The sequence below is a fragment of the Secundilactobacillus similis DSM 23365 = JCM 2765 genome (genome assembly GCF_001311075.1).
GTDB classification, from domain to species: Bacteria; Bacillota; Bacilli; order Lactobacillales; family Lactobacillaceae; genus Secundilactobacillus; species Secundilactobacillus similis.
In genome coordinates this window covers 11,095-23,256 of sequence record NZ_BBAD01000007.1, presented here as the reverse complement: position 1 = coordinate 23,256, position 12,162 = coordinate 11,095, and the positions used below count along the sequence as shown (strand labels likewise).

Below are 12,162 nucleotides of genomic sequence, written 5' to 3'. Positions count from 1 at the left end.
AATTGTCAACACGAAATCTAATGTTTTTTTAATTTAGTTATGCATTTTATTTTTTTATACTACTTAATAACGCCGGTGAAAATATTTTAACTTTTTTAATTCAGGATAGCCTTGATACCAGCACTATCGGTTAATCCGTTAATGACCACTAATTTGATCATCAATAAAATCCCCGCTAAAATAACTATTAATATACAAAAACTTCCTATTAATACATCCGAACGCTTTAAGCTTCTCTAATCTAAATTTAAATTTGCTTTACCCCTATCCTTTTGTGATAAACTGTGCTATATTAAACAGAAATGAGAACACGATTAAGAAATTCAACGTGGAAAAAGTAATCGCGCAGGTTCGGCTCAGAGAGTTCCGGTAAGCTGAAACGGAATCCAACCCAACGATGAAAGTAGCTCCACGGCAACTTGATTTCTGGCTCTGGCCATTATCCCAGCTGGTACGCAACCGCGTATCAGATAAGACAGTCAATTAATAACTGTAAAATAAAGGTGGTACCGCGTTAAAAGCGCCCTTTGAAGAACTCGCTTCTTCAAAGGGCGCTTTCTTGTTGTTCTCAAACGTCACCACCACAGCCGATAACTCACTTAATTCTTTGAAAGGAATGATATCAATGACATCTAGTATTATCCTAGCAACCGCTAATGCACCAATGGCAAAATATTTTGAATCCCAAGGGTTTGATTCACTCTACTTAGACCAAAACTCCGTGGCTGCTCAATTATTAGGCCCCAACACTGATGAAGCGCTCAGCCTACCCGAATATGCCCAGTATCTTAAGTGCATGAGGACCACTACTGATGTCAAGTTATTGGCTGAAGCAGCACCCACCTTTACTGACGCAACCAGCATCGCCGACACTGCCGCAACCTTGGCAGACAACGGTGCTGACACGATCATCATTAACGACTTCGATGCAGAGGGTCACCCCTACACCACCCTTAACTTCAACAAACTGTTGAAGCAGGTGAGTAAACGCTTAGCTGGCACCGACATCGAACTCATGATCAACCTCAGTGGTTTTGAAACTTACGGCTTGAAGGGCATCCAAGAACGCATCAAGATCGCCCGGACTGCCAACATTGACGCCATCACCCTGAGCCAACTGAACATCAAAGCTTTAACCGCCGTTGCACCGTTGCTTGCCAAATCCACCGATATTGGCCTGTGCATCGATAATAACCAACTGAACTTCGGGACCGCCCAATCATTGGAACCCGCCTTCATCTTGGATACTTACCACCCCATGATTGCCTCAAACCAGTGGATTCAAAAAACTGGTGAATCGGTAATTACTCGGATTTACATGGGTAACTAAATTTAAATCATTAGAAGTCCTCACTAGCAATCATGCTAGCGGGGACTTTTTCATGTTGCTTTGTAAACACTATATAATAGGAAGAAAGACGTTAATTTTTATGCATTGATTCACCGAATCATTCATGTTTCAAGCGTTGATTATCCTTGATATAACAACGTTTATAGGCGGTTAATTTTAATTGGCGTAATTCGACATTGTATTTACCCACTAATTCTAAGATATTCATTCACTTTTATAACTTAGTTTGATTATCAATTATCACAAAATTAAATCACTTTCTACAAAATTTCATAACGTTTAAGTAATAGATACATATCTTTTACACAACCAACAACGAACCTTTACATCCACTTGCTACACTCTTAGTTGAGGTTAAGCAACGTGAATTCGACCAATTACGGCAACTGCATAGTCAACTTACAAATTCTAATCATAAAAAATTAAGTTGTTCGCCTATGCACTGTCACTAATTGATCGTTTTTGTCTGCTCACCCACCCATCTAAATCTGATATCTGGAGTGATTAATAGTGAAACCAAGAGTTATCGCAAGTGCCTTACTCTGTTCCGCCACCTTGTTGTCCGTTGCTGTACCGGCTGCGGTTAATGCTAGTACTACCACCCCAAGCATCACGCAAACAGCTCGCCAAGTTAGCCTGCCTAAAGCATTTTCCGACTTGCAGTTGTCTAACGGTAAATTAACCGATCAGGCACAGCAATTCAAAACCATCAACACCATTGGTACTCCAACCATTGCTACGGCAACGGGTTTAAAGGGTGATCAAAAGGTCATTAAGTTAGATGGTAAATCAGCTTACAGTCTGCCCGTTGATAAGGATCAATACACCAAACTTAGCGACGGCATGGCAATCGAAGCCTTTTTCCGTTATGATCCTAAAGCCAGCACCTCTGGTGAACATGATATCTTGTCTAACCAAAACAGCGGTGGTTTCGGCTTAGGTACCGTAAACGGTCAAGTGACTTTCTTCGCCCACGTTGACGGCGGTTACAGACAACCACATGCTGCACTACAACCCGGCAAGTGGGTCCATGCTGTCGGGGTCATCGATAAAGCAGGTAAAGCCGTTAAGCTTTATCTAAATGGTAGTTTGGTTAGTACAATTCCCGTTCCTGCTGGTAAGTTAAAATTAGCAACGGGAACTAACATCAACCACTTTGTTCTTGGTGGCGATAGTGCCGATAACTTTAAAGCCGAATCCTTCATGACTGGAGAAATTAAAACGGCTCGAGTTTACGACCACGCACTTTCAAGTGACGAGATTAAGGCCTTAAACGATAACGCTCAGGTCAACGTTGCACCCACTCCTATTGTTGAACAATCAATGGAAGCGCGATTATTAGGTGCTAGCGATGTTGTTGCAGGACACATTTATGAATTTAACGTTCACAGCCGTCAGTTGGAATCTGGTGATATTAACCATGCTACCTACGAAATTCATTATGATCCCGAACGTTTCGATTACGTTGGTGCAACTCAATCACACTCTGGTACCATTGCACTTCCTGCTGGTCCAGGGGTCATTCGAGTTCGTTCAATGGGACCAATGTCCGGTAACGATTTTAAAAACTACGGTCAAACTCGATTAGCTAAAATTCAACTCAGAGCTAAACCAGTAGCATCTGGTACTACAAGCAAAACCAAAATTAGCTTCGGTAAGACTGAGTTTTCCATCAATAACACGCCGGTTCAATCACCTAAGCTAAAGATTGACGGTGACCAAAACATTACGATTCACGGCTCAAAATCTGCCGACTACAACGGCGATGGTATTGTTGGTGCCGGAGACATTGCACTTGCACCCGCTGATAAAAAAGCAGCAGTTGCGCAGGAAGCTGTCATCCATCCTTACAAACACGTCATTGTCTTAACAACCGATGGCGGTGGGAACCCTTGGGACCCTAAAGGAATGTACTACGCTCCAGACAATGATCACCATCCTGTTTGGAAAACTGACGCCGAGACCCTTGCAAAGCGTGAAAACACGTACACAATGGATCTCTTCAACAAACAATTTGCAATGAGTACGACTGCTCATGCAGTTGTACCTTCCATTTCCGCCCAAAACTACACGTCCATGTTACATGGTGTAACTTGGGGCGCAATGGACAAAGACTATCAATTACCAACAGCATTGCCGGTAACAGTTACTTCTCTGACCTTGATAAAGCAACGCCAAAATACCCATCCGTCTTCAAGGCGCTTCAGGCTGACAACCCCAACCAATCCAAGATGGTTTTTTCTGAATGGGGACCATTAATCAACGGAATCGTTGAACCTGACGCAGCGGTAACATCGAAGTATTCCGTCTTGAAGCATTCATTCAAGGATGTAGCCGACTACATCGGCCAAGCCGAGTTTGATAATACTGCACTGACTTATGTTCAAACCGATTACATGGATCACACTGGTCACGGTACTGGTTTTTACAATGATAAGTACTGGCATGAATACGCCGCCTATGACGGTCTCTTTAAAGGCATTATGGATAAGTTGATTGCGACTGGCCATATTCATGACACGCTGGTTATCGCCAATGCCGACCATGGTGGTGTTTCTCGGGACCACGGTCAAGATACTACCGAATCAAACACCAACATCTTCATGGCACTTGGCGGCGAAACTATTGACAATGGCCGTCGTCTCAAAGGCGGTAGTAACGCCGATATTAGCCCGCTTATTTTACACGCACTCCAAGCTGAGCAACCAGCTTCAATGACCGGTAAGGTATTTGATAAATCCGCCTTTCTTGATCAAACTGACTTAAGTAAAAAGCACCGGGACGTCGAAGCAATTACCTTAACTCAAAAAGGTAACCACGCTGACTTAAAGCTTGGTAATTTAAAACACCTTGTACGAACTGCCGATATGCGAATTAACTTAGCTGGTCGTACTTTAACTGATGTTAAATTACCAGCTAACAGTGGTACTAAAATTCTTCGTCAAAGCGTTAAAAACGGTGTATTAACGCTTACACTTAGCTTTGATGAACAACCATCTTCTAAGAATGGTTTCGTCACCTTGAACTTTAAAAATGGTAACAGGCCAGCAACAATCAACCAAGCAATGATCGGTACTCAGACTGGCCAAGAAATTCTAGTCGACCTATTCAACGAAACCAACAACGACCATTCAACCGACAATAACGGTAATGGATCAGGTAACCATGGCAACAGCAATAACGGTAACCAATCTGGTACTCAAAACGGTGGTAGCAACAATAACAACGCCACAAACAAACCAGATCAAAAACCAAGCCAACCTGATAACAATCAAACGCCAACACCCGTACCCGAAAAACCAAATCACGGCCATCAAGTTAAACCAACGCCAAGTAAAAAGGCCAAGCACCTCTACGCCACCGGCAAACTCGGCTTCTACAAGTCCACCCACTTCACGAAGTCCACGCTTCACCGCTGGTTTAAGGCTGCTAAGCAAAACCTTTGGCCACGCTTTAGCTTGCTGAACCGGGTTCACACCAAGGATGGCTACCGTTACAAGGTGAAGGATTTGAACCGTAAATCTAAGACCTTCAACAAGGTGGGTTACATCACTACCAACAAGCGACTCGTCACGGCAACTGAGTACACCAGCAAGGTTACCCGCGTTAAGGTCATCGCACCTAAGGGCCTTAACAGCTTCCGCGATAAGGGGCTCAGCAAGAAGGCATCCCACTACAACGCTAAGGCTAAACTGTCCGTTAAACGAATCGTTAAAGACGGCCAGCACGTTCGCCTTCAACTCAGCAACGGCACTTACGTCACTGCTGATAAGCACCAAGTTCAAGTCATGCATTAACCTTGATTACACCCATCAAGCCACTTTAATTTTGAACACTCCCTCAAACATACAAAAACACCGGCGCATGGCGTCGGTGTTTTGTATGTCCTACTTAATGTTCCGCTTTAATTTTGAAATAACTCCCGCGAATCGTCCCCGCCAACTTTGACCGTTGCCGGGCGAACTTGAACTTATCAGCTAATTCAGCTGGCACTTCCATGCCGTCTGACAATTTAAAGCCCACCGCTCGCTTGCCTTCCGGATCAAGGCTGTACATCACGTTGATACTCAAGCCATCTTCATAGAAGACGTAAGTCCACTTCGTCCCCTCAACTTCAAATTGAGCGACTTCTAGCGGTTTCGCAGCGATTTCCAGCTCCCGTTCACTGAGCACATCGTTCACGTACGCCAGAATTTCTGGATGGTCGGCCGCTGGTTCAGTCACGAAGGTGAACTTGAATTTGTTCCAAAAATACCGCGCTTCGTTCGCCCGCAAACCAGCCAAGGCTGGGGCAACCGGTGAACTTGCCAATCCCACCTCTGAAACCGTCTTAAAATCAACTTGGTAGCTCATGTTACTCCTCCTGTTCCGACACGATGTCGGTCTCAATTACGGCGTTCACGCCATTGATATCCTCCATTATATCGCTCGGAAGTGGATTTACCAGCGTTAGTTTGGGTGTTTTTTATCGTTAGAACGTTGTTGTCATAATAACCGTCGTTAGCGCACCATCGGGCGTTTGTTGGTGCTGAACATCCGCTGTCAGTTGGAACCCAATTTGCTGATAAAACCGTTGTGCACTTAGGTTGCTGTCCAGTACCGCTAAATAGGCTCGGTCGTACTCGGCCGCCAACCGCGCTTGCGAAACCCGTATCAATTGGGCACCAACGCCTTGATGTTGCCACGCTGGTAACACGTAAATCGACTGCAGTTCACCCCAGCACTGTATTTTGGCAAACGGGCCTTACCATATCGACAGACGCCAACGATCTGCCCGGTTTCAGTCACCGCCAATAATAGCGTTCGCCACTGCGTTTCCGGATGCCATCGCGCCTTAGTCAAGTGCGCTAAGAACGAGGCCGGTAGCAACCCCGCATAGGCAGCTTGCCAAGTCTCGTAATAGAGTTCTCGAACGGCATCGAAATCCGTTTTCGAGGTTGCGTTAATTATTTGAATCATGGGTCGTCCCTCCCTCAATAACTAGTTTAGCGCAACTACCTCCTGAATTTAAACCAATAGCGGCACAGACTTCCAAAATCGAAAGTCATGCCGCTATAAGTTCATATTCAAATGTGTTAACAAAACTTCCCCATGACCCCGGCTAACCGGCTAAATCAACGTTCCCGCCCGAAACCAAGGCAACTACTTTCTTGTTCTTAACCCAGTAATCATCAATTTTGTGGGCTTCCAAGGCTGCGGTTGGCAAGGCCCCGGCGCCTTCTGCGACAACCTTTGTCCGCTGCATAAGGTCCTTCATCGCCCGCGCGATATCCATTTCGTTGACGAGTACCACTTCATCCACTAAGTTTCGGCAGATTTCAAAGGTTAAATCCCCCGGTGTGGCAACATCAGTCCCGTCAGCCAGTGTGAAATCATCGTGCTGAGTCATGATTTGCCCCGCTGCTAAGGATGACGCCATGCCGTGAACGTTTTCGGACTGCACCCCAACAACGTGGATGCTGGGGTTGTATGACTTCAACGCCGTTGCGATGCCAGAAATCATCCCACCGCCACCGATGGGCACGATGACCGTATCAACGTCCCACATATCTTCAAGAATCTCCAACCCGATCGTCCCCTGACCCGCAATGACGTATCGGTCATTGAACGGATCCACGATGGTTTTACCTTCGCGTTCAGCCCGTTTCGCCATCCACGCGTATGAGTCGTCAAAGGTTGCCCCGTGAATATCAACACTTGCGCCGTAACCGGCTGTGGCATCCCGCTTCATTTTGGGGGCTTCTTCAGGCATCACGACGGTTGTTTCGATGCCCAGCAACTTACCAGTCAGTGCTACACCTTGAGCGTGGTTGCCGGCAGAGGCCGCAATAACGCCACGCGCTTTTTCGGCATCCGTCAAATGGTTGATTTTATTATTGGCGCCCCGAAACTTGAAGGAGCCGGTCAACTGGGTATTTTCCAACTTCAAAAAGACGTTACCACCCGTAACGTTGCGGCTCAAAAACATCGACTGCATGAGTGGTGTTTTGCGAGCATATTGGCCCACAATGGTTCTGGCTCCTGAATATCGTGCATGTTCACCAAATCATATGTACTTGAAACAACGCTGTTTGTGCTTGTATTAATCATCCTGACCACTCCTTTAAGTTTGTTTATCAAATCCCGTTAAACGCGAAAAAACGCCCACAGACTATCACAGTCCATAGGGCGTTTCCGCGGTACCACCTATTATTTGCTTCTCAAAATAAAGCCTCAAGCTTACGTTCGTTGCCGAAGATAAGCCGTCGCTGTAATGGGCGCTCCCATCGGCAACTGTTGTCGTCACCGCCACTCCAAGATGATCTTCACCCTGACGTCCAACCTACCATCTCACCACTCGGTAGTCTCTTTAGAAGGTTGCCAGCGTTACTGTTCTTTTCAACGTGTTTGATTCACATTCAATTGGTTAGCTTGTGGGGTTATCATATCGGTCTCAAAAAAGAATGTCAATCAAAAAATGACATTTTTTATAATTAGTATTAGATTCTTGGTAAAATAGCTTTTTGGCAAATGCCAAGTAAAAAAAGCCGTGGCTAACCATGTTCAGGCCACCACGACGTTCTCAATTTAATTCAGTTGATTAACGCTACATCTCATCGCTGGTTGGTTCCGACAACCGCAGTTCCATATCAATGTGTGGAATGTTATCCTCCAGATAAACGTCCGAAACCGCCTTAAACCCAAAGGATTCGTAAAATGCCTTGAGGTAGTTCTGCGCAGCGATTTTCACGTCCCGTTCTGGGTAGCGCGCTTTAATCTCAGCAATCGTTGCCGCCACAACTTGGTAGCCAAGGTGTTGTTCCCGGAACCGTTTGATCACTAGCACCCGGCCAAAACTCATGTGAACGTGGTCAGCGTGCTCAACAATTCGAGTATACGCCGCAAACTCGCCGTTAACCGTGAGCATGACGTGTAGCGCTTGGTCATCTTGATCATCAATTTCTTGATACGGGCAGTCCTGTTCAACCACGAAGACCCGAATCCGCTCCTTGGTGATCATCAATAACTCTGGCACCGTCAATTCCGATGTTTTCTTAACTGTTACTTTCACCTTGGTACCTCCTAAAATAATGGTTATATCTCGTTTTGTGCACGTTTATTTATTATAGCAGAGTATAGTGTGCGGAGCGAGACGGGTTGAGCGCAGCACGATTCGACGAAGTCAGAAACCTTGGAAATAACAGTTTAAGTGACGCCGAATTTTGTAGCCTGAACGAGCGCTTTTCAATGCGGCTTTGGCGAGTGAAGCGACGATAAACAGCCAACACCTAGGCCAGCCACAAACGTAAGTCGATCAACCTTCAAACTGACTATTATAAAGTTCTGCATACTCCCCATTTTGCGCCAACAACGCCTCATGCGTCCCACGCTCAACCACCTGTCCCTGATCAATCACTAAAATCTGATCAGCAGCCTGAATCGTCGATAACCGATGGGCGATTACAAAACTAGTCTTGCCGGTCATCAGGCGACTCATTGCCCGCTGAACGTCCGCTTCGGTATTACTATCGATGGCAGCAGTGGCCTCGTCCAAGACTAAAATCGGTGCGGCGGCCACGAACGCTCTGGCGATACTGAGTAATTGCCGTTGCCCCTGTGACAGCGCGCTGGCATTTTCCCGTAGCTCGGTGTCATACCCGTCTGGTAACTGGCTGATAAAGTTGTGGGCATTGGCCGCTTGAGCTGCCTGTTCGATTTCCGCATCCGTTGCCTCTGGTCGACCCATTCGCAAATTTTCGCGAATCGTCATGCCAAATAAAAACGATTCCTGTTGCACCACCGTAATTAAGTGGCGAAGGTCAGCCCGTCGTAACATGGTGACATCTTGACCGTCTAATAGCACCCGACCACTTTGCAACGGATACAGGTTCGTCAACAGATTCATAATGGTCGTCTTGCCCGCACCCGTTTGGCCAACCAGCGCCACCATTTCACCCGGTGCGGCGGTCAAATTAATGTCCTTTAGAATCACCCGCGTATCATCGTACGCGAACGAGACGTGGTCAAAGGTCACTTGGCCCTTAGTCGTCAGCATCTGGGCGGCATTTGGCACGTCGCGTTCCGGTTCGGCATCGATGACTTCGAAAACCCGTTGGGCACTGACCAGCGAGAGTTGCAGGGTGTTGATCAGGTCCAGTAAGTTGTTGATGGGACCCGTGAAGTTGCGGAGGTAAATCAGGAAGGTGAAAATAATCCCCACCGTAATCAGGTGATTACCGCCTAAAATCGACAGTGCCCCCACCGCCGTAATCAGCACGTAAACGACATTATTGGTCATATTGTTAAACGGCCCGATGATGCTGGACAGGGCCTGTGCCCGAAACGCCGCTTGGGTGTAGTCCCGGTTGGTGGCGTCAAAAGTTGCCATGGTGTCATCGACGTGGTCAAACAATTGAACGACTTGCTTCCCCGAAACCGACTCTTCAATTTGCGTGTTGAGACTCCCCAACGCTTGTTGTTGGGTCATGAACGCCTTTTGCGTGATTTTTGCGATGCCGCGTGAAAAGAAGTAGGTCGCCACACTCCCCAACAACGTGATGCCGGTCAGTACCGGCGATAAAATCAACATAGCGATACCCATCCCCACGATGCTGATGATTCCGGTAAATAACTGCACGAAGGTCTGCATCAACGCCGTGTTAATGTTATCCACATCATTCGTCAACCGACTCATCACGTCGCCGTTGTCGTGGGTGTCAAAATACCGCATGGGCAATAACTGCAAATTCGCAAAAATATCGTGGCGAATTGCGGCACTAGTCGCCTGCGCAACTTTAATCATGATGCTGTTTTGAAAGTAAGTAAAAATGCTGGCAATCAGGTACATCACCGCCATCGCGCCACAAACGATCATCAGCATGCGTACTTGATGGTGCGCAATGTAGCGGTCGATCACGATGCCGTTGATTCGGGTCCCGACCACCGTGACCACCGTTGTGACAATTGTCAGTAAAACACCACTATTAGCCGAATTCGGTACGTTACTAGATATTGCCAAAGCCGCCGCACCGTTTGTCGCCAGTCGCCAACGTCGACCTTTTCCCGGTGCACATTCCGCGGCACGCGTCGATTAATTTGCATGTTGCCCACCTCCTAGCTGGGTTGTGACAAGGTCGCGATAGAAGGTCGATCGTTGCATCAGTTCATCATGCGTCCCCTGAGCTGAAATCTGGCCGTCCGTTAACACAATAATTTGCTGGCAGTCCATCACGTTGGTCACTCGTTGTGAAATAATCAGCGTCGTCTTACCAGCCCGTGTCTGTTGCAGGCGTTGTTTGATTCGCGCGTTAGTCACCTGATCCACCGCGCTGGTCGCATCATCTAACACCAAAATGGGCGCATCGGTGGCAATCGCCCGGGCCAGATTCAACCGTTGGCGTTGGCCACCCGAAAAATTCTTCCCAAGTTGTTCCACCGGCGCATCAAGTTCACCCGGGAGTTGATCGATAAATTCATCGGCATCCGCCACGTGAGCAGCGGCCGCCAACGTATCAGTGGTTGCATTTGACACCCCGTACGCAAGGTTCCCGCGCACACTTCCCGAAAATAGGAGTGAGTCCTGCAATGCCACCGCAACCTGTTGATGGACCGTTGCCAATGGTAGGTGTTGAATGTCCACACCGCCAATCTTGATTTGGCCGCTATATTGGTCAAAACTTCGCGTCAGCAAATTGATCATCGAACTTTTACCAGAACCCGTCGCCCCAATGATGCCAAGCCACTGGCCATCAGGCACTTGTAGCGTCAAATGGTTCAAGATGGGCCGACTCTGTTCGTAGCCAAACGTCACGTCGTTAAATTGTAACGAACTATCAGCCGGTTGTGCGTTGGTTACCTGTACCGGTTCTTCGGCTGGTTGTTCATCCAACACCGCCTGAACCCGCGCTGAACTCGTAATCGCCCGCGAAAACGAGGTGATAATGTTAACGGTTTGGATCATCGCCGTCGTGATTTGGATCATATAGTTCACGAAAGCGATAATTTGGCCGTTACTGATGGTGTGACTAATTGCGAGTTGCCCACCGTACCCTAATGCGAACACAACGCCAAGGTTGAGCATCAGTTGAATCACCGGTGACAGTGGCACCGTGGCTAGCGTTGCTTTTTGACTGGTTTGCTGCAGGTTATGATTGCTGGTGTTGAACCGGGTCAGCTGATGGTGCTCCAACACATAGGCCTTAATGGTCTTCATCCCCAATAAATTCTCACGCATACTCCGGTTCACACCATCAACCGCTTGCTGCATTTTGGTATAAAGCGGCACACTGCGCTTCACGACAACCAGCAGAAAAATCACCAGAATCGGCATGATCACAAATAAAATCGGTGACAGATCCGGACAAACGATCACCGACATGACGATGCCCCCAAGCAATAACATTGGTGAGCGCACCATGCCCCGCGTGACTAGCATCACGAGGTTTTGCATCTGGGTGACGTCGTTGGTGATTCGGGTAATCAGCGTAGCGGGTGCTAAACCACCCGGCTTGCGATTCAGTAGAGCGATTCGAAGTAACCGTTCCCGCAACGCCTCCCCCATTTTTAGTGAGGCGTAAGTCCCCAAGGTCCCGCTACCGGCGCCAAATCCAAGGCCGAGAATCGCAAACATCAACATTAACGCCGCATGACTCACCACGTAATTCAAATCGTGCTGCGCCAATCCCCGGTCGATAATCCGCGACATCAAGGTGGGTTGTTGGAGGTCACACAAGACTTCCCCCAGCATAATCAGCGGGGCTAAAAAGAAGCACCACCGCGCTCGATGATGCAGGTGTTGCAAAATAATGCCAAACAAAGTTCCTCAACTCACT

8 protein-coding genes and 2 pseudogenes are annotated in these 12,162 nt (G+C 47.4%); 3 read left to right on the top strand and 7 right to left on the bottom strand.

The genetic code is table 11. From position 1 onward, the window contains the following. The first annotated feature begins 625 nt into the window (after positions 1-625). The 3 genes from JCM2765_RS02665 (at position 626) to JCM2765_RS18960 (ending at position 5,148) form a co-directional block, all read left to right on the top strand. On the top strand, positions 626-1,330 hold the full coding sequence (locus JCM2765_RS02665; RefSeq protein WP_054733423.1) for a hypothetical protein: 705 nt from the start codon (positions 626-628) through the stop codon (positions 1,328-1,330). Positions 1,331-1,861: 531 nt separating this feature from the next. Beyond that, positions 1,862-3,610, top strand: coding sequence for a LamG domain-containing protein (locus JCM2765_RS02660; protein ID WP_054733420.1), 1,749 nt, complete (start codon positions 1,862-1,864; stop codon positions 3,608-3,610). Then, on the top strand, positions 3,583-5,148 hold the full coding sequence (locus JCM2765_RS18960; protein WP_054733417.1) for a DUF5776 domain-containing protein: 1,566 nt from the start codon (positions 3,583-3,585) through the stop codon (positions 5,146-5,148). The genes JCM2765_RS02660 and JCM2765_RS18960 overlap by 28 nt, the downstream gene beginning before the upstream one ends. A gap of 94 nt (positions 5,149-5,242) precedes the next feature. Here the strand turns inward: JCM2765_RS18960 and JCM2765_RS02650 are convergent, their stop codons facing one another. From JCM2765_RS02650 to JCM2765_RS02620, 7 genes and pseudogenes are all read right to left on the bottom strand, one after another. Beyond that, entirely contained in the window at positions 5,243-5,704 is a 462-nt protein-coding gene (locus tag JCM2765_RS02650) for a DUF8821 family protein (protein WP_054733414.1), read from the bottom strand. A gap of 118 nt (positions 5,705-5,822) precedes the next feature. Beyond that, positions 5,823-6,047, bottom strand: coding sequence for a GNAT family N-acetyltransferase (locus tag JCM2765_RS02645; protein WP_162231388.1), 225 nt, complete (start codon positions 6,045-6,047; stop codon positions 5,823-5,825). After that, complete coding sequence (locus JCM2765_RS02640) at positions 6,005-6,310, bottom strand: hypothetical protein (RefSeq protein WP_054733412.1); 306 nt, start codon at positions 6,308-6,310, stop codon at positions 6,005-6,007. The genes JCM2765_RS02645 and JCM2765_RS02640 overlap by 43 nt, the downstream gene beginning before the upstream one ends. Positions 6,311-6,452: 142 nt before the next feature. Continuing rightward, positions 6,453-7,441, bottom strand: a pseudogene (gene tdcB, locus JCM2765_RS02635) (bifunctional threonine ammonia-lyase/L-serine ammonia-lyase TdcB). Between the two features lie 496 nt (positions 7,442-7,937). After that, positions 7,938-8,351, bottom strand: a complete 414-nt coding sequence (locus tag JCM2765_RS02630) for a GNAT family N-acetyltransferase (RefSeq protein ID WP_082404967.1) — start codon at positions 8,349-8,351, stop codon at positions 7,938-7,940. Positions 8,352-8,645: 294 nt separating this feature from the next. Next, positions 8,646-10,432, bottom strand: a pseudogene (locus tag JCM2765_RS02625) (ABC transporter ATP-binding protein). Then, the gene (locus tag JCM2765_RS02620; protein WP_054733410.1) at positions 10,422-12,146 is read right to left on the bottom strand and encodes an ABC transporter ATP-binding protein; all 1,725 of its coding nucleotides are present in this window, start codon (positions 12,144-12,146) and stop codon (positions 10,422-10,424) included. The pseudogene JCM2765_RS02625 and the gene JCM2765_RS02620 overlap by 11 nt, the downstream one beginning before the upstream one ends. Between the last annotated feature and the right edge of the window lie 16 nt (positions 12,147-12,162).

Bases quoted from the DNA above. Each gene is read 5' to 3' on its own strand.
- JCM2765_RS02665 (WP_054733423.1), top strand. From the start codon at position 626: ATGACATCTAGTATTATCCTAGCAACCGCTAATGCACCAATGGCAAAA.
- JCM2765_RS02640 (WP_054733412.1), bottom strand. From the start codon at position 6,310: ATGATTCAAATAATTAACGCAACCTCGAAAACGGATTTCGATGCCGTT.
- JCM2765_RS02630 (WP_082404967.1), bottom strand. From the start codon at position 8,351: ATGATCACCAAGGAGCGGATTCGGGTCTTCGTGGTTGAACAGGACTGC.
- JCM2765_RS18960 (WP_054733417.1), top strand. From the start codon at position 3,583: ATGGTTTTTTCTGAATGGGGACCATTAATCAACGGAATCGTTGAACCT.
- JCM2765_RS02650 (WP_054733414.1), bottom strand. From the start codon at position 5,704: ATGAGCTACCAAGTTGATTTTAAGACGGTTTCAGAGGTGGGATTGGCA.